Below are 17,560 nucleotides of genomic sequence, written 5' to 3' on the forward strand. Positions count from 1 at the left end.
CGCCGGCTCTTTTAACCTGAGTTCACTGCCGCTACGGCTTCATTGAAGAATGACTATGAACTCGATAATGAATGCGTTTTTCCTGAAAAGTCTTCGCCCGTATTTTAACTTCCCCGGTTTATCACTCCCCGGCACACTCAATTCTGGCCTCTGGCTCGATGAAAAAATTGACGCCCTGCAGCACAACATTTCAGTAGAAGTGGCCGATTACCTGGAACGCTACCCGCAGACGAAACACGTTGACGTTTACCTGAACGATATCAACGGCACGATGCGCGGCAAGCGCCTCTCGGTGGAGAGCTTGCTGACGCTGGAAAACGGCTGTTATTTTCCTCTTTCCGTCTACTCAATGGACCAGAAAGGAAAAATTGCGACCCCGCTTCATGATGAACCCGACCGGCTCTGCCTCCCCGTTGCCGGCACCCTGCGCCCCTGCCCGCAGGATCCGCAGCACAACGCGCAGATCCTGTTGACGATGAAAGACAGCGACGATAAACCCTGCCCGCTTGAGCCGCGCGCGATCCTGCAGAACGTCCTGGCCCGCTTCCACCAGCACGGCCTTTTCCCGGTCATTGCCCCGGAAATCGAATTTTATCTGACGGGGCATGAACGCCATGATGCGCAAAATCAGGGCTGTTTTCATATGGATACTTCGTCGGCGCATGCGGCGCTATTTGACGAGCTGGAACAGCTGGCAAACCTTCAGCGCATCCCGCTGACCGGGACCGTGGCGGAAGCCGAGTCCGGCCAGTACGAATTAAACCTCAAGCATAGCCACCGCGTTGTTGAGGTCTGTGATAACGTGCTGGCGCTGCGCCGCCTGACCCGATATGTTGCCGAAAAGCACGGCCTGCAGGCCAACTTTATGGCCAAGCCTTTCAGCGAGCTTTCCGGCAGCGGTTTGCACTTTCATTTCAGCCTCAACGACAGCCATGGCGACAACGTCTTTGCCTCACCGGTGAACGCGCTCAACAGCATGATGCGTTTATGCATCGCGGGCCAGCTGGCGCTGATGCCCGCCTCCGTTGCCATTCTCGCGCCGGGCGTCAACGCGTTTCGTCGCTTGCGTAAAAACCTGACGGAGCCCGTGTTTAACTCCTGGGGCTATAACACCCGCTCCGCCGCCCTGCGTATTCCCTGTTCGGATGACAGCAACCGGCGTATCGAGTACCGGCTGGCCGGGGCCGATGCGAATCCGTATCTGGTGGCCGCGACCATCCTGACCGGCATGCTGTACGGGCTGGAAAATATCGACGAGGAGGAGTTACCGCAGCCGCATCAGGATCACCCCGCTCTGCCGCTTTTTCAGCAGGAGGCGATTGAAACCTTTTCCCGCTGTCAGTATCTCACCGACAGCCTGGGTGAAGCCTTTTCCGAACAGTGGGTCGCCTGCAAGCTCTCTGAACTCGACTGGTTTGAGCGCATTGTGACCCGGGAGGAGTCAAATCTGGCGTAGGGCATAAAAAAAGCCCGCTCGGCGAGCGGGCCGGGTATAGCGAGAGACGCTTACTTCTTACGCGCGTACTTCAGGGAATCCAGCGCGACCGCGAAGATAATGATGGCGCCTTTGATGATGTACTGCCAGTACGGGTTCACGCCGATGTAGGTCAACCCGTAGTTGATGACGGTGAAGATGATCACACCGGTCACGACGCCGAGTACGGTACCCACGCCGCCGCTGAAGGAGACGCCGCCCACCACGCAGGCTGCGATCGCATCCAGCTCGTACATAAAGCCAAGGTTGTTAGTGGCAGAGCCGATACGGCCCGCTTCCAGCATCCCGCCGAAGGCGTAGAACACGCCGGACAGCGCGTAGATGAAGAGCAGGTTCAGGGCAACGTTTACGCCGGAGACTTTCGCCGCTTCCGGGTTACCGCCGATAGCGAAGATGTTTTTACCAAAGCGCGTTTTGTTCCACAGGATCCAGACGAAGGCCACCGCAATCAGCGCATAGAAAGTGATGTACGACAGGCGGAAGCTGCCCAGCGCGATAAACCCTTGCGTAAAGGTCGAGAAGCCGCTGTCAAAGCCCGAGATAGGAGAAGCGCCGACAAAGTCGTAGTACAGGGAGTTGATGCCGTAAACGATGATCATCGTACCCAGCGTGGTGATAAACGGCGTCACGTTCAGGTAAGCGATGATAATACCGTTGATCAGACCAATCACCGCGCCGATGGCGCAGACAATCAGGATCACCACGAAAATCGGCATGGTGGCCATTTCCGGGAACACCTTGTTGGCGTTTTCCATCGACTGCAGCAGGGTTGCCGCGATAACCGCCGCCAGACCAACCTGACGCCCCGCGGAGAGGTCCGTCCCCTGCGTCACGATCAGGCCCGCCACGCCCAGCGCAATGATAATACGCACGGAGGACTGGGTCAGAATGTTACTCAGGTTCAGCAGGCTTAAGAACGTAGGGTCCTGGAAAATGATGATAGCCAGCAGTACTAAAAGAACAACGTAAATACCGCCTTCTTTCAGGTAAGTGAGAAAACTTTTTTTATTTAACGCACTCATGAGGAGCCCCTGATCTTAAAGGTGCAAAGACGCAAGACGCAAAATTTCGTTTTGCGTTGTCGTTTTGGTGTCAACAATACCGGCAACGAGACCATTGCTCATAACCAGAATACGGTCTGTGATCCCTAACAATTCCGGCATTTCGGAAGAAATAATAATGATCCCTTTATTCTTTTTCGCCAGCTCGGCAATCAGCTGATAAATTTCAAACTTCGCGCCGACGTCAATACCGCGGGTCGGTTCATCCAGCATTAGAATTTCTGGCTGGGTTAATAACCAACGGCCGATAATGACTTTCTGCTGGTTACCGCCCGAAAGCGAACCAATCTGGGTGCGGTGCCCTGGCGTTTTCACGCGCATGGAGTCAATAACCCATTGGGTATCGCTCTTCATGCGGGAGTTATCCAGCAGACCGACTTTGTTTTTGTAATTGCGAATATTAGAAATTAACGAGTTAAAGTTAATATCCAGATAGGCGTAAATACCGGTCGAACGACGCTCTTCCGTCACCAGCGCAAAACCATTATTAATGGCTTCGTTAGCGTTGTGGTTATTGATTTTCTTTCCGTGCAGCGTAATGGTGCCCTGAGCTTTTTCACGGATGCCAAACAGGGTTTCCACGATGTCGGTACGTTTTGCCCCCACCAGGCCGGCAATCCCCAGAATTTCACCCTTGTGCAGATCGAAGGAGACGTCGCGGATGGACGGCTGGCGTAACGAGGTCAGATTGCGCACTTCCAGGATCACTTCGCCCGGCTTGTTTTCTTTGTCCGGGAAGCGCTGGTTCAGGGAACGGCCGACCATCATGGCGATGATCTTGTCCATGTCCAGCCCTTCCAGCGGCTGCGTGGCAATCCACTGGCCGTCGCGCAGGATGGTTATCTCATCGCACAGCTGGAAGATCTCTTCCATTTTGTGGGAGATATACACAATGCCGCAGCCGCGATCTTTCAGCTTACGAATAATGGTAAAAAGGTGATTAACCTCTTTTTCCGTTAATGACGATGTCGGTTCGTCCATGATGACGATTTTCGCATCATAGGAGAACGCTTTGGCAATTTCGATCATCTGCATCTGGGATACGGATAATGTCCCCACGCGGGCGCGCGGGTCGATATCAATATCCAGCTCATCGAAAATCGCTTTGGTGTCGCGATACATTTTGTCCTGATCGACAAAAACACCTTTGGTTGGATAACGCCCCAACCACATGTTATCCATGACCGAACGCTGCAGTACCAGGTTTAATTCCTGGTGAACCATTGAGATACCGTTTTCCAGCGCTTCTTTCGCTGAATGGAAATCGATCTCTTTCCCCTGAAAAAGAATGCTGCCAGAATCTTTTTGATAGATCCCAAAAAGGCATTTTAATAATGTTGATTTACCCGCACCGTTCTCACCCATCAATGCATGAATAGAGTGAGGACGAACTTTTAAATTAACATTATCGAGTGCCTTAACGCCGGGAAATGACTTGTTGATACCGCTCATTTCCAACAGGTATTCACCGGATGACTGAGTAGTTGTGCTGACCATAATTATACCTTGTTGGCCTCGCATATCGCGTTATAAAAGGGCGCAACGAATTGCGCCCAGTGAAGACAGTACGAATAACTTATTTACCGATAAACTCAGCCAGGTTGGACTGGTCTACGCCCACGTAAGGTACGCGAACGATTTTGTTTTCAATTTTCCAGCTGGTGCCATCTGCCGCGCCCTTGCCATCGGCCAGGTTTTTCGCCAGATCGAAGGTCGCTTTCGCCTGGTTGTTGGCATCGTTCAGCACGGTACCGGCCATCGCGCCGGATTTAACCAGCGCCAGCGCTTCTGGCAGCGCATCCACACCGAATACCGGGATAGATGACTTATTGTGTGCTTTCAGCGCTTCTACCGCGCCCATTGCCATCGCGTCGTTGTTGGCGATAACCACTTCGATTTTGTTCGCGTTAGGGCCGGACAGCCACGCGTCCATCTTATCTTTCGCCTGAGCGGTATCCCACATCGCGGTATCTAACGCCAGCTGCTGGGTTTTCAGGCCCTTGTCGTTCAGCTCTTTGATAACGTAGGTGGTACGGGCTTCAGCATCCGGGTGGCCTGGCTCGCCTTTCAGCAGAACGAACTGAATCTGGCCGTCTTTGTTCAGGTCCCAGTTCGGGTTCGCCGCCCAGTGTTTGGCGATCAGATCGCCCTGAATAATACCGGACTCTTTAGAGTCGGTACCGACGTAATACGCTTTGTCGTAGCTATCCAGCGCTTTACGGGAAGGTTCTTTGTTGAAGAAGACGATTGGCACGTTCTGGCCGCGCGCTTTTTCAATAACCGTGCCTGCTGCAGCCGGGTCAACCAGGTTGATGGCCAGGGCTTTCACGCCTTTCGCCAGCAGAACGTCGATCTGGTCGTTCTGTTTGGACTGGTCGTTCTGGGAGTCATTCATCAGCAGCTGAACGTCTGGCGCTGCTTTAGCATCTTTCTCAATTGCTTTACGCACAACAGACATGAAGTTGTCGTCGTATTTATAGATGGTCACACCAATACGGGTATCCGCAGCGTGCGCTGCTGCACCAAAAAGCATGCTTGCCATTACAGCAGACAGGGTCAACACCTTCTTATTCATGGTATCTCCGGTTTTTTTTATGCAGGGTAGTTCTTGTGAATAACGATCGGCGGGCAGGTGTTAATAAAACGTTACTGACAGCCGAAGTTCACTTATAAAATTTCTATCTTCCGTGTTCGGTAACGATCCAGAAATGCGTTTTATTCGTTGTTTGCGGCACATTGGCTATAGTGAAAGTGAATAATCACCGTTACATAGCGTTTCAGCCCCTAAAACGCTGACATCATAGTCAGCGCCTTGTTAAGATACTGTGAATTTACTCACAGATTGAAAACGGTTACATCACATCATGTAATCAGTTAGTGATCGGAACCACAATTTGCCGGGGCGCCACAGAGTGACGACGCACTAAAGTCGGCATGAAACAATGTGTTGCCCTCGGATCCAGCAGTCCTGCTGCCCCCTGTAACGCCAGCTCAGTCGCCAGTTTCGCCATAGAGGCAATGGGGTAACGCACCGTTGTCAGCTGCGGGTCGGTGTAACGGGCAATCGGGATATCGTCAAAGCCGATAAGTGATAAATGCTGTGGCACCGCAATGCCGTTATCCTTCAGCGCCGTCAGGGCCCCTGCCGCCATGCTGTCGTTATAGGCAAACACCGCAGTAAGCTGCAGATTTCGCCCCAGCAGCTCCACCATGGCCGCCTCACCGCCCTGCATGTCAGGCGTTCCGGTTCCAGTCCAGCTATCGGATGGCGTAATGCCGTGCTCTTTCAGGGCGTTATGCCATCCCTCGCGCCGCAGTTCGTCATCTTCAATCTGGTGGCTGGAGGCCAGATAACCGATCCGCTGATGCCCGTTGTTGATGAGCATTTTGGTGGCCATCATGGCGCCGCTGACGTTATCCAGCCCGACGCAGCGGTGGGCATAGCCCGGGACGATGCGGTTGATGAGCACCATGCCCGGGATCTGATCCATAAACCCGATTAACTCTTCGTCGCTCAGGGCTTTTGAGTGGACAATCAGGGCGTTACAGCGCTGGCGAATCAGCACTTCGATGGCGTAGCGTTCCTTTTCCGCCTCATGATAGCTATTGCCGATCAGGACATATTTCTGATGCTGCTGGGCGACCACGTCCACCGCTTTCACCAGCGCGCCGAAAAAGGCATCCGATACATCCATCACCACCACGCCGATAGTGTCGCTAACCTGGGTCGCAAGCGCCTGGGCATTGGCATTTGGCCGGTACCCGAGCTGGGTCACGGCTTTCATTACGGTTTCACGGGTTTCAGGGCTGACCAGCGCGCTGTTGTTCAGCACGCGCGAAACGGTAGCCACGGAAACGCCCGCCTGACGGGCGACGTCACGAATGGTGATCATATTCACCATCCTTCAAAGGATTGCAGCAACTCACAGACACCCCCTGTGTTTAGCAAGGTGGCTATTTTGGCAGCGAGAGAAAGGGGACTACGTGAAGAAGCTCACACTCATGAAAACGCTTACATCCGTTTTGTTAACGATTGTGATCCAGATCGTTATCTGGATGTATTTTTCAATGATATCCCTGAAGCATGTGCGGTTAACTGACGCCACACCCACTCTAGCGGTCCCTGGCGGAAATAGCGTAGCCAGAGAACAGAAAACGCCAGGTTTACTCCCCAGACCGGGATAACAAACGCCAGCAGCGCGAGGCGGTCGAATTTCATAAACAGACCAAAGCGATAGAAAAGCGTGGTGCATATCAGCGTTTGCAGGAGGTAATTGCTTAACGCCATGCGACCCACGCAGGCGATAGCGCTGACAATCCACAGGCGAGAAAGCGTTGGCCAGAAGCCATAGATCAGCGCCGCATAGCCGATGGTCTGGAACGGCGCGCTCAGTTCGCGCGGCACCTGGAGCAGGAAAGCGCACCAGCGGTAATCCCAGTGGAGGTGCCACTGCGCAATCACCGCCGGGAGGTTAATCAGCACGCCGAGCAGGACCAGCCCGGCGCCCGTGCGGCGATAGTGGCGCAGGCTAAATTCGCCTTTCAGCCAGCCGGTGCGCATCAGCGACGCGCCCATCAGCATCATTCCCGCCAGCTGCCAGCCGTATTGCGCGCCCAGCGCAAGGAGGTTATCCCCCAGCATATCCGCACGGTTGCTTATCGCTTCCGTACCGCCCTTCAGCTTCCAGAACTGCTCGTACTGCAGGTTAGCGGCATCCGGGATCCAGGCACGGTTTGTCGCCTCACCGGAGATCATTCCCAGCAGCAGCAGTACCCCAAGCCCCATGACGTAGAGCATCACGCCGGTGTTAAACAGGCTTTTTACGCTCTGCGCGTCGCGAATAAGGCGCCAGCAGATGAGCCCGACTAACCCATACGCGAGAAGAATATCGCCGTCCCAGAAGAACAGACCGTGGATAAACCCGAGAAGCACCAGCAGCGTCAGGCGCGACTGTATCCAGCGCGTACCGCGTTTGAGGAGGAGCTGCAAGCCTGCGCCAAACAGCAGGGCAAAGAGCGTGAGGAATTTGACCTGGGCGAAAAGATCGAGGATCGCCCACGTCCAGGCATCACTGCGCGTGATGTCGCCATACCATGCAGGATTGAGATAAGCCGCCTTCGGGAGACCGAAGGCGCTGATATTAAGCAGCAGGATACCGAGAATGGCGACGCCGCGAACAAAATCGAGCGTGACGTTTCGCTCCATGGTCCCTGCCCTGTAAGACTTAGTTGTGGTGACGAACGGCGCGCAGGAACTCCTGGCGGGTATTCTGGCTCGATTTAAACAGACCACCCAGAGAGGTTGTGGTGGTTGCACTGGTCGCATCACGCACGCCGCGCGCTTTCACGCAGTAGTGAACCGCGTCGATAGAGACGGCCACGTTATTGGTGCCCAGCAGCGTTTGCAGCGCGGTCAGGATCTGCTGCGTCAGACGCTCCTGCACCTGCGGACGCTGTGCAAAGAACTGCACGATGCGGTTGATCTTCGACAGGCCAATCACCGTATCTTTTGGGATATACGCCACGGTCGCTTTACCGTCGATGGTGACAAAATGGTGTTCGCAGGTGCTGGTCAGCGTGATATCGCGTACCGTGACCATCTCGTCCACTTTCATCTTGTTTTCGATGACGGTAATTTTCGGGAAGTTGGCGTAATCCAGGCCGGAGAAAATTTCGTCGACGTACATTTTTGCGATGCGGTGCGGCGTCTCCATCAGACTGTCGTCACTCAGATCGAGATTCAGCAGCTCCATGATATCGGTCATATGACCGGCAATCAGACGCTTGCGGGTTTCATTGTCCAAATCCTGTACGGGCGGACGCAGTGGCGTTTCAAGACCGCGCGCAACCAGGGCTTCGTGGACCAGGGCAGCTTCTTTACTGAGTGATGACATTTTGTTCTCCTGCAGGTGTGGCATCTTTTGCCCTCGTTGTGGCAAAAGTATGCGCTCATTGTGCGTGAGGCCGCGCACATAATCCAGTATTCACGACGATAATTATTGCAATTGCTGCTGCCTTTCAGCGTGACGATTCCAGACCAGAGCCCCGCCGACGAACAGCGCAACGCCCGCCAGCCCCAGCGCAGGCTCCAGCCGGTGGGTAAACCAGGTCGATAATGCCGAGGTCATCGGGCCAATCAATTGCCCTATCGCATACCCTGTGGTAAGCAGACCCGCCATGTACCGCGTATGGTTCGGTGCCAGCTCGCGGCCGTATAAAAGCGAGAGCTGAACGGCGCAGAGGAACCCGCCGCCCACCAGCAGCCCACCCGTCAGCAATCCGCCGATTCCCGGCAGCAGCCAGGCCGCCAGCACGCCTGCCCCCTGCAACCACAGCACGATAGCCAGCCTGCGGTTAGCCGTTGAGGTGTGGCGCAACAGAATGCTGAGCGCAATCCCCACCACGGCGGCGATACCAAAAATCGGCCAGACGAACTGGGCGAACAGGCTGCCGGGAAAACGTACGGCCGCCATCTGCGACAGGAAGGTCGCCGGAAGGATATAGCCAAACCCGGCCAGGCTGTAGCTCCAGACCAGGCGCTTTAAATCTACCGTCAGCACCAGCGGCTCCGGCGCGGTTCCCGGTCGATGAAGTTGACCGGAACGCGGCAGGTAGCGCGCCACCAGGGCAATCAGCACCAGCGCCAGCACGCCGTAGATTTGCCATGCCGCCCCGGCCGAGAGGGATTTCGCCTGAATATAGACGGCGAGCAACCCGCTCAGGGCAATCCCCGCGCCCGGACCGGCAAACACGGCCGCGCTCAGGCCCGGTTTACCCAGCTGCCCCAGCCGCTCGTTAGTCCAGGCGGCAATCAGCACCATCGACCAGCCGCTCATGCAGCCAATCACAAAGCGCAGCAGACCGTGTACAACGGCGTTATCCGCCGCGGCAGAGAGCAGCGTCAACGCCACCGCGCCCGCGATGCCCAGCCAGAGACGCGTTTCAACAAAGCGGTGCGCGCGCATCGCATCCCATGCGCCCACCAGATAGCCCAGATAATTCATCGCCGCCACCAGGCCCGCGCTGGTCAGCGTAAGCTGCCCGGCAGCAATCATCAGCGGCACCTGAGGCGTAAAGGCAAAGCGCCCAATCCCCATTGCCACCACCAGAACGACGAACCCACTGAGCGCAATACGCAGCGCCATGACTGCTCCAAATGTTAAAGAAAAGTAAATTTATGATGCAGCATCTCGCCGTCCGGTGAAAGTGAAAGTTGCTCACAGGTCAATGAAAACGCTGTATTATGGATGTTATGAATGCGCATTCTCATTAAGGAGCCCTGCATGGAACTGCTCGAAGAGCACCGTTGTTTTGAAGGTCGACAGCAGCGCTGGCGGCACGACTCCACCGTTCTGAACTGTGCGATGACGTTCAGTATCTTCCTGCCCCCGACGGAAAACCCACCGGTTCTGTTCTGGCTTTCAGGCCTGACCTGCAACGACGAAAACTTCACCACCAAAGCGGGCGCGCAGCGTATTGCCGCCGAGCTGGGCATTGCGCTGGTGATGCCAGACACCAGCCCGCGTGGCGATGATGTGGCCGACGACGCAGGATACGACCTGGGCAAAGGCGCCGGGTTTTATCTGAATGCGTCCGAACAGCCCTGGGCGCGCCACTACCGCATGTATGATTACATTCGCGATGAGCTTCCTGCCCTGGTGCAGGCTCAGTTTGCGGTAGGTAACCGCTGCGCGATTAGCGGCCACTCGATGGGCGGTCACGGGGCGTTGATAATGGCGCTGAAAAACCCGGGTAAATACACCAGCGTGTCGGCATTTGCCCCTATCGTGAACCCCTCTCAGGTGCCGTGGGGGCAAAAAGCCTTTACCCACTATCTGGGTAAGGATGCGGAAAAATGGCTGGCATGGGACAGCTGTGCGCTGATGCTGAACAGCAACGCTGAAGAGGCCATTCCCACCCTTATCGATCAGGGTGATGCGGATCAGTTCCTCGCCAGTCAGCTACAGCCTGCGGTGCTGGCAGAGGCGGCGCGTCAGAAAGACTGGCCGCTGACGCTGCGCATTCAGCCGGGATACGATCACAGCTATTACTTCATTGCGTCCTTTATCGAGGACCATCTCCGCTTCCATGCGGAGCATTTATTTGCATAAGTGCTGCCTTTTTTGCCCGGTGGCGCTTCGCTTACCGGGCCTACGGGCCGGGTAAGGCGCAGCCGCCACCCGGCACATGACTGGATCAGAACTTGTAATCCACACCCACGAAGTAACGACGGCCATCTTCCGTATAGCTGTAATCGTCACGGCTCAGATCTTTATCCAGCAGGTTCTGCACGCCCGCACGCAGCTTCACGCTTTTCGTCGCCTGCCACGCGGCGCCGGTATTCCAGATGACGTAGCCACCCGGCGTTGGTGCACTGCTGGTCAGCGCGCGTTTCTCGCCGGTGTAGTTGCCCTGAACATAGAACGACCAGTCCTGCGTCGCCTTCCAGTCAACGGTACCGTTGGCGGTATGGAACGGCAGATCGGACAGCGGCTTGTTGCCACCGTTGCTGATATCACGACCGTCGTTATAGGTGTAGTTCAGCGTCACTTTCCAGTCTTCCGCCAGCGGGAATTTCAGCTCGGTTTCCACCCCACGGATGCGCGCCTTGTTGACGTTGTAGTAGCGGAAAATCGGTTCGCCGTCCGCATTCAGCCCAACGTAGTTAGGATAATCCTGCGCCTGATTCACATTGGCCGTACGGCTAATGCTGATGCGGTCATCCACATTATTCTGGAAGGTGGTGACGCTGGCCTGCACGCCCTCTAACCAGCCCTCTTCCCCGCTGTAGTAGAGACCGAATTCGAAGCTCTCGCTGGTTTCCGGCTTCAGGTCCGGGTTACCGACAATCTCACAGGCACCGCGGCACGAGCCGGTGACCCAGTCCGGGCTCAGCTGCAGCAGTGACGGCGCTTTAAACGCGGTAGCCCAGCCCCCTTTCACCGTTACGGTATCGGTCGCGTTGTAGACCAGATAGGCTCGCGGACTCCAGTGGTCACCGTAGGTATCATGGTCGTCCATACGGATGCCGGTGGTCAGCGCCAGAGGTTCAAAGATACGCCACTCATCCTCCAGGAACAGAGCATACTGGCTTGTCGAGGTACTGCTGCTGGAACCGCCCGTCAGGTTGACCGGATCTTTCAGCTTATCGTGACGCCATTCGCCGCCGAAGGTCAGCAACTGGTTGATTTCGCCCAGCGGCAGCACGTATTTTCCGTCCACCGCGTTGCTCTCGGAGGTGATCGGATTGCTGTTGTCCGGGTTTTTGTTATCCACCTTTTCGCCGTAAACCTTCAGCTCGCTGTTGCCGACGCCCCAGCGACCATTGTGGCTGAGAGAGTAGTTCTGACGTTCAAGGCGGTTTTTATCGAGGGAATCAGAGTCACGATCCTGACGGTCGAAACCGTAGCCCGCCGTAAAGTCGTGATTTTCAGACGGTGTCCAGGTGAATTCCACATTCGCATCGCGGCTGGTGAAGCCCTCAATGCGCGGTGTTTCACCGCTCGCCGTAGTGGAGGATTTCTGCTGAGCGTCTTTCTCACGCTTCGCGAGGCTACCGTAGGCTTTCAGCCCCAGCAGGCCGTCGACCAGCGGTCCGCTGGTGTAGAACTGACCGTTATACGTGTCTCCACGATCGCGATGTTCCTGAATCGTGGAATCGGCGCTCAGGGTGCCCGTCCATTTCTGGCCGATTTTTTTGGTGATAATGTTCACCACGCCGCCCAGCGCATCGGAACCATAAAGAGAAGACATCGGTCCGCGCACCACTTCGATTCGTTCAATGGCGTCAACCGGCACCCAGTTGAGGTCGAAATCATTATGACGGAACACCGCGTTACGGGAGTTGACGCGCTTGCCGTCGATCAGGATCAGCGTATAGCTGCTGTCCAGTCCGCGAATACTTACCCCTTTACGGTTGTCCCCTTCGCTCGTGAGCTGAACGCCCGGCACATCCCGTAACACATCTTTCAGATTCTGAACGGGTTTGCGCTGCAAATCTTCCTGGGTAATCACGCTGATGCTTGCGGGTGCGTCTTTCAGGTTTTGCTCGGTCGCGGAGGCCGTTACAACCATTGTGTCGCCGGATTCGGCTGCGATAACAGGCAGGGCCAGGGACATTGCGGACGCACAAAGTCCTCCCCTGACGAAGGGATTCAACCTAAACATTCCATATCTCCATGAGGTAAATACAACTAAATCAAATCATCATCGCTCACAGCGTCTTCCTTGCCGCCCACATCTGCGGTGGGTCGGTGACACGCTTATTTTTGATAACGATAAAGCAAACGATAATTATTATCAATTAAATTGTTAAGAAATATATCTTTGTTTCAGGATGCGGGAATAAAAAAGCCCGCTCGAATGAGCGGGCTAAAGAGAGAGGAAGTGCGGTTATTGTTTAAATCGTTCCGGGAATTCCATTTCACTGTAGCGAACGAATTTTGTTCCTTTCGTCAGCTTGTAGCCAAACCAGATGACGAGGAACAGCGGAATACCAATGTAGGTCGCCGTGACGGCGCCCCAGTCAATGGTGTCCGCCAGGAACGCTTCATAGTTCTGTCCGAGCGTAATGATCAGGCACAGAATGAAGGCGAAAATGGGACCCAGCGGGAAGAAGCCGGAGCGATACGGCAGCGAGTTAATATCGTGCCCCTGCTTGACGAAGCCACGGCGGAAACGGTAGTGGCTAATGGCAATGCCCAGCCACGCGATAAAGCCCGTCATCCCGGACGTGTTAAGCAGCCAGAGGTACACCGTCTGGTTGCCAAACATGGAAGTCAGGAAGCACAGGCCGGCGATTACCGTTGTCGCGTACAGCGCGTTACGCGGGACGCCGCCGCGGGACAGTTTCGCGAAGATACGCGGTGCTTTACCGTCACATGCCAGCGTGTAGAGCATACGGGTGGAGGCGTACATCCCGGAGTTACCGGCTGAAAGCACGGCGGTCAGGATAACGGCGTTCATCACTGCCGCAGCAGAAAGCAGACCGGCGTGCTGGAAGACCAGCGTGAACGGGCTGACGCTAATGTCTTTGACGTCATTGCGCAGCAGGCTTGGATCGGTGTACGGAATGATAAGGCTGATAATCAGGATCGCGAACACATAGAATAGCAGGATACGCCAGAAGACCTGACGGACCGCACGCGGAATATTTTTCTCCGGGTTCTCTGACTCACCGGCGGCGATGCCAATCAGCTCGGTCCCCTGGAAGGAGAAGCCGACAATCATTGCCACACCAATCATCGCCGAAAGGCCACCGGCAAACGGCGCATCGCCTATCGCCCAGTTACTCCAGCCCGCAGGTTCAGCGCCTTTGAAAATACCAACGATCATCGCCACACCGACGACGATAAAGATGATGACGGTTGCCACTTTGATCAAAGAGAACCAGTATTCCGCTTCGCCGAAACCGCGCACGGAGATGTAGTTCAGCAGGAAGATGACGGCCAGGAACAGAGCGCTCCAGATCCAGCCCGGCGTATCCGGGAACCACCAGTTCATCACCAGCTGTGCGGCGACAAGGTCAACGGCGATGGTCACCGCCCAGTTGTACCAGTAGTTCCAGCCCAGCGCGAAGCCGAAGCCTTCTTCAACGTATTTTTGACCGTAGGTCGAAAACGAACCGGATACCGGCATGTACGCGGCCAGTTCGCCCAGGCTGGTCATCAGGAAGTACACCATCAGGCCAATCAGGATATAAGAGAAAAGTGCCCCACCCGGGCCTGCTGCCGAAATCGTTGCGCCAGAGGCAACGAAAAGACCTGTACCGATTGAACCGCCAATCGCGATCATCGTCAGGTGACGCGCCTTCAGTTCACGACGTAGCGTGGGCGCTTCTGTGGTTTTAATTTCTGAAACCATATGAAAATGCTGTCCATTTAATAAATGAGGCGCGATTGTAGCAGACGATCCGCGTTCCTTCCGGCAGAAATACTCAGTTATAAGAGAGCTTCATGACTCGGCCAGGATTATAAGTAAAGCAGAAATCGGGGCTTTCCCCTCTCCCCTTTAAGGAGAGGGGAAGATTACATCTCGCAATAGCGCAGAAAACGCTGCAGCGAACTGGAAAGGTGTTTCTGACGATGATGGATGCACCACAGGGTGCGCACCAGTTTCGGGAGCGGAATGGGAATCTCAACCAGCGAGCCTGTCTCTAGCTGTTCAGCAATGACGCGCCGGGAAAGACAGCTGATGCCGAGGCCGTGGCGCACCGCGTGCTTGATGGCCTCTGAATTCCCCAGCTCCATCCCCAGTTGGAAATGCGGCAGATGGGAAAGCAGCAGGTAATCGACAATTTCACGCGTGCCGGAGCCCTGCTCGCGCAGGATCCACTGCGCCTGCGCGAGGCGTTCCAGCGTCACTTCTCCCTGCAGTAAAGACGAGGCCGGGGAAGCAAACACCACCAGCTCATCTTCCAGCCAGGGCTCGGCAATGATGTCGACGTTATGGCAGGGTCCTTCAATGAGGCCGATATCCACGCGGAAATCGATCACCGCGTTGATGACGTCCTGGCTATTGCCCACGCTCATCTCCAGCGGCAGGGTCGGGAAATCCCGGCGGTAGCGGGCAATCACTTCCGGCAGGATGTAATTCCCGATGGTGCTGCTGGCGTAGACGCGGATCGCACCGTTGTCCTCGCGGAAAAGCTGTTCGATTTCGATAGCCTGCTCGAGCAGCGCCAGCGCGCGCGGGTAGAGCAGACGGCCATGTTCGTTGACCACCAGACGCTTCCCTACCCTGTCGAAAAGCTGCACGCCCAGTTGCCCTTCAAGATCGGTCAACGCCGCGCTGACCGCAGATTGAGAGAGCGCCAGCATCTGAGAGGCCTGCGTTGTCGATCCGCTTTTCAGCACTTCGGCAAAGACTTCCAGCTGACGCAATGTAATGTGCATGGTTGCTTACCACTTATATAGATTGATTATAAGTATATAATCAATTTTATTTTTAAGCCAGAGCGCCGTAACCTTTAGCCAGACAAAGGAGAAGGTTATGTCAGAACTCACCTTACAACATCATCGTACAGTGTGGCACTTCGTGCCGGGTCTTGCGCTCAGCGCAGCGGTTACCGGCGTGGCGCTTTGGGGCGGAAGTATTCCGGCCATCGCGGGGGCAGGCTTTAGCGCGTTAACCCTGGCAATTTTGCTCGGCATGGTCGTGGGCAATACCGTCTACCCGCGTATCTGGAAATCCTGCGACGGCGGCGTGATCTTCGCCAAACAGCACCTGCTGCGTCTGGGGATCATTCTTTACGGCTTTCGTCTCACCTTTTCACAGATTGCAGATGTGGGCGTGAGCGGGATCGCCATCGACGTCCTGACCCTCACCAGCACCTTTTTGCTGGCCTGCTTTATCGGTCAGAAAGTCTTTGGCCTGGATAAGCACACCAGTTGGCTGATCGGTGCCGGGAGCAGTATCTGCGGGGCCGCGGCGGTGCTGGCAACGGAACCCGTCGTTAAAGCCGAAGCCAGCAAGGTGACGGTGGCGGTGGCGACGGTGGTGATCTTCGGTACGCTGGCAATTTTCCTCTACCCGGCGATGTATCCGCTGGTTGCCCACTGGTTTAGCCCGGAAACGTACGGCATTTATATTGGCTCGACCATGCACGAAGTGGCCCAGGTGGTTGCCGCAGGACACGCCATTAACCCGGAAGCCGAAAACGCGGCGGTGATTGCCAAAATGCTGCGCGTAATGATGCTGGCGCCGTTCCTGATTTTCCTGGCCGCGCGGGTTAAACAGCTGGCTCCGGCGGGCGGCAGCGAGAAAAGCAAAATCACCATTCCGTGGTTTGCGATCCTGTTTATCGTGGTGGCGATTTTCAATTCCTTCCACCTGCTGCCGAAAGCCGTTGTCGATATGCTGGTGACGCTGGATACGGTGCTGCTGGCGATGGCGATGGCGGCGCTGGGGGTGACCACGCACGTCAGCGCGCTGAAAAAAGCCGGGGCGAAACCGCTGCTGATGGCGCTGGTGCTCTTCATCTGGCTGATTGTCGGCGGTGGCGCGATTAACCTCGTGGTCCATAGCCTGATGGCATAAACCATCTCGTCCTTCTCCTGCTAACCCGCTATCATAAGCGTTTCGGGTTAGCAGGAGTTTTTTATGAAATATGTTGGAGCGCACGTTAGCGCTGCAGGTGGCCTTGCGAATGCCGCCATTCGCGCCGCCGAAATTGAGGCGACCGCTTTCGCCCTGTTCACCAAAAATCAGCGCCAGTGGCGCGCCGCGCCGCTGACCGCTGAAGTGATTGATGACTTCAAAGCCGCCTGTGAGAAATACCGCTACGGGCCCGGCCAGATCCTCCCCCACGACAGCTACCTGATCAACCTCGGGCATCCGGTTCAGGAAGCGCTGGATAAATCTCGCGAAGCGTTTCTGGATGAAGTCCAGCGCTGCGAACAGCTGGGGCTGACGCTGCTGAACTTCCATCCGGGTAGTCACCTGATGCAAATCGATGAAGATGCCTGCCTGGCGCGCATTGCCGAGTCCATCAACATCACCCTGGATAAAACCCAGGGCGTCACCGCGGTGATTGAGAATACCGCCGGTCAGGGCAGCAACCTTGGCTTTAAGTTCGAACATCTGGCGGCCATTATTGACGGCGTGGAAGATAAATCCCGCGTCGGCGTGTGCATTGATACCTGCCACGCCTTTGCGGCCGGCTATGACCTGCGCACGACCGAGGCAACGAAAAACACGTTTGATGAGTTCGAGCGCATCGTGGGCTTTAAGTACCTGCGCGGAATGCACCTAAACGATGCGAAAAGCGCCTTTGGCAGCCGCGTTGACCGCCACCACAGCCTGGGCGAAGGCAACATCGGCCATGACGCGTTCCGCTTTATCATGCAGGATGCCCGCTTCGACGGCATTCCGATGGTGCTTGAAACCATCAATCCGGATATCTGGGCAGAAGAAATCGCCTGGCTCAAAGCGCAGCAAACCGCTGAACAGGCGGCATAAAAAAAGCCGGGCTGCTTACGCACCCGGCTTTTTTATCACGTTAACG

General features: G+C 55.7%; 14 protein-coding genes. 4 read left to right on the forward strand and 10 right to left on the reverse strand.

The window, feature by feature from the left end; genetic code table 11:
• The first annotated feature begins 67 nt into the window (after nt 1-67).
• Nucleotides 68-1,456: a glutamine synthetase family protein gene (locus ABR39_RS08320; RefSeq protein WP_047346804.1), complete on the forward strand. Its 1,389-nt coding sequence runs from the start codon at nt 68-70 to the stop codon at nt 1,454-1,456.
• 50 nt (nt 1,457-1,506) lie between these two features.
• Here the strand turns inward: ABR39_RS08320 and mglC are convergent, their stop codons facing one another.
• From mglC to ABR39_RS08355, 7 genes are all read right to left on the reverse strand, one after another.
• Entirely contained in the window at nt 1,507-2,517 is a 1,011-nt protein-coding gene (gene mglC, locus ABR39_RS08325) for a galactose/methyl galactoside ABC transporter permease MglC (protein ID WP_029740401.1), read from the reverse strand.
• Nucleotides 2,518-2,532: 15 nt separating this feature from the next.
• Complete coding sequence (gene mglA / locus ABR39_RS08330) at nt 2,533-4,053, reverse strand: galactose/methyl galactoside ABC transporter ATP-binding protein MglA (protein WP_047174129.1); 1,521 nt, start codon at nt 4,051-4,053, stop codon at nt 2,533-2,535.
• Nucleotides 4,054-4,132: 79 nt separating this feature from the next.
• Nucleotides 4,133-5,131: a galactose/glucose ABC transporter substrate-binding protein MglB gene (mglB, locus tag ABR39_RS08335; RefSeq protein ID WP_023312468.1), complete on the reverse strand. Its 999-nt coding sequence runs from the start codon at nt 5,129-5,131 to the stop codon at nt 4,133-4,135.
• Nucleotides 5,132-5,426: 295 nt separating this feature from the next.
• Complete coding sequence (gene galS, locus ABR39_RS08340; protein WP_047346561.1) at nt 5,427-6,449, reverse strand: HTH-type transcriptional regulator GalS; 1,023 nt, start codon at nt 6,447-6,449, stop codon at nt 5,427-5,429.
• A 155-nt stretch (nt 6,450-6,604) separates the two neighbouring features.
• Nucleotides 6,605-7,762 carry a DUF418 domain-containing protein YeiB gene (gene yeiB, locus ABR39_RS08345; protein WP_047346562.1) on the reverse strand — a complete coding sequence of 386 codons (1,158 nt, stop codon included), beginning with the start codon at nt 7,760-7,762 and terminating at the stop codon, nt 6,605-6,607.
• 19 nt (nt 7,763-7,781) lie between these two features.
• Nucleotides 7,782-8,450, reverse strand: coding sequence for a GTP cyclohydrolase I FolE (gene folE, locus ABR39_RS08350; RefSeq protein ID WP_008500927.1), 669 nt, complete (start codon nt 8,448-8,450; stop codon nt 7,782-7,784).
• A gap of 102 nt (nt 8,451-8,552) precedes the next feature.
• Nucleotides 8,553-9,701 carry a YbfB/YjiJ family MFS transporter gene (locus ABR39_RS08355; RefSeq protein WP_047346563.1) on the reverse strand — a complete coding sequence of 383 codons (1,149 nt, stop codon included), beginning with the start codon at nt 9,699-9,701 and terminating at the stop codon, nt 8,553-8,555.
• A 138-nt stretch (nt 9,702-9,839) separates the two neighbouring features.
• On the opposite strand from ABR39_RS08355, the gene fghA reads away from it, so the two are divergent.
• Nucleotides 9,840-10,667: an S-formylglutathione hydrolase gene (gene fghA / locus ABR39_RS08360; RefSeq protein WP_047346564.1), complete on the forward strand. Its 828-nt coding sequence runs from the start codon at nt 9,840-9,842 to the stop codon at nt 10,665-10,667.
• An 85-nt stretch (nt 10,668-10,752) separates the two neighbouring features.
• On the opposite strand, the gene cirA is transcribed toward fghA, so the two are convergent.
• The 3 genes from cirA to yieE form a co-directional block, all read right to left on the reverse strand.
• Complete coding sequence (gene cirA / locus ABR39_RS08365) at nt 10,753-12,723, reverse strand: catecholate siderophore receptor CirA (protein ID WP_047346565.1); 1,971 nt, start codon at nt 12,721-12,723, stop codon at nt 10,753-10,755.
• A gap of 225 nt (nt 12,724-12,948) precedes the next feature.
• A complete protein-coding gene (locus ABR39_RS08370) occupies nt 12,949-14,418 on the reverse strand; it encodes an amino acid permease (protein ID WP_023336352.1) in 1,470 nt (489 codons plus the stop codon).
• Nucleotides 14,419-14,582: 164 nt separating this feature from the next.
• The gene (gene yieE, locus ABR39_RS08375; RefSeq protein ID WP_047346566.1) at nt 14,583-15,449 is read right to left on the reverse strand and encodes a DNA-binding transcriptional regulator YeiE; all 867 of its coding nucleotides are present in this window, start codon (nt 15,447-15,449) and stop codon (nt 14,583-14,585) included.
• Nucleotides 15,450-15,546: 97 nt separating this feature from the next.
• Between yieE and ABR39_RS08380 the strand changes: the two genes are divergently transcribed.
• Together ABR39_RS08380 and nfo are read left to right on the forward strand one after the other, a co-directional pair.
• A complete protein-coding gene (locus ABR39_RS08380; RefSeq protein ID WP_047346567.1) occupies nt 15,547-16,593 on the forward strand; it encodes a YeiH family protein in 1,047 nt (348 codons plus the stop codon).
• Nucleotides 16,594-16,656: 63 nt separating this feature from the next.
• A complete protein-coding gene (gene nfo, locus ABR39_RS08385) occupies nt 16,657-17,514 on the forward strand; it encodes a deoxyribonuclease IV (protein ID WP_047346568.1) in 858 nt (285 codons plus the stop codon).
• The last annotated feature ends 46 nt before the right edge of the window (nt 17,515-17,560 follow it).

Origin of the sequence: Enterobacter genomosp. O (assembly GCF_001022965.1) — a bacterium.
In the GTDB taxonomy this organism is placed as follows: domain Bacteria; phylum Pseudomonadota; class Gammaproteobacteria; order Enterobacterales; family Enterobacteriaceae; genus Enterobacter; species Enterobacter cloacae_L.

What these genes read in the sequence shown, in the direction of transcription:
- mglB (WP_023312468.1), bottom strand. Translation starts at nt 5,131, where the DNA reads ATGAATAAGAAGGTGTTGACCCTGTCTGCTGTAATGGCAAGCATGCTT.
- nfo (WP_047346568.1), top strand. Translation starts at nt 16,657, where the DNA reads ATGAAATATGTTGGAGCGCACGTTAGCGCTGCAGGTGGCCTTGCGAAT.
- ABR39_RS08320 (WP_047346804.1), top strand. Translation starts at nt 68, where the DNA reads ATGAATGCGTTTTTCCTGAAAAGTCTTCGCCCGTATTTTAACTTCCCC.
- fghA (WP_047346564.1), top strand. Translation starts at nt 9,840, where the DNA reads ATGGAACTGCTCGAAGAGCACCGTTGTTTTGAAGGTCGACAGCAGCGC.
- cirA (WP_047346565.1), bottom strand. Translation starts at nt 12,723, where the DNA reads ATGTTTAGGTTGAATCCCTTCGTCAGGGGAGGACTTTGTGCGTCCGCA.
- yeiB (WP_047346562.1), bottom strand. Translation starts at nt 7,762, where the DNA reads ATGGAGCGAAACGTCACGCTCGATTTTGTTCGCGGCGTCGCCATTCTC.
- galS (WP_047346561.1), bottom strand. Translation starts at nt 6,449, where the DNA reads ATGATCACCATTCGTGACGTCGCCCGTCAGGCGGGCGTTTCCGTGGCT.
- ABR39_RS08370 (WP_023336352.1), bottom strand. Translation starts at nt 14,418, where the DNA reads ATGGTTTCAGAAATTAAAACCACAGAAGCGCCCACGCTACGTCGTGAA.
- ABR39_RS08355 (WP_047346563.1), bottom strand. Translation starts at nt 9,701, where the DNA reads ATGGCGCTGCGTATTGCGCTCAGTGGGTTCGTCGTTCTGGTGGTGGCA.
- folE (WP_008500927.1), bottom strand. Translation starts at nt 8,450, where the DNA reads ATGTCATCACTCAGTAAAGAAGCTGCCCTGGTCCACGAAGCCCTGGTT.
- mglA (WP_047174129.1), bottom strand. Translation starts at nt 4,053, where the DNA reads ATGGTCAGCACAACTACTCAGTCATCCGGTGAATACCTGTTGGAAATG.
- mglC (WP_029740401.1), bottom strand. Translation starts at nt 2,517, where the DNA reads ATGAGTGCGTTAAATAAAAAAAGTTTTCTCACTTACCTGAAAGAAGGC.
- ABR39_RS08380 (WP_047346567.1), top strand. Translation starts at nt 15,547, where the DNA reads ATGTCAGAACTCACCTTACAACATCATCGTACAGTGTGGCACTTCGTG.
- yieE (WP_047346566.1), bottom strand. Translation starts at nt 15,449, where the DNA reads ATGCACATTACATTGCGTCAGCTGGAAGTCTTTGCCGAAGTGCTGAAA.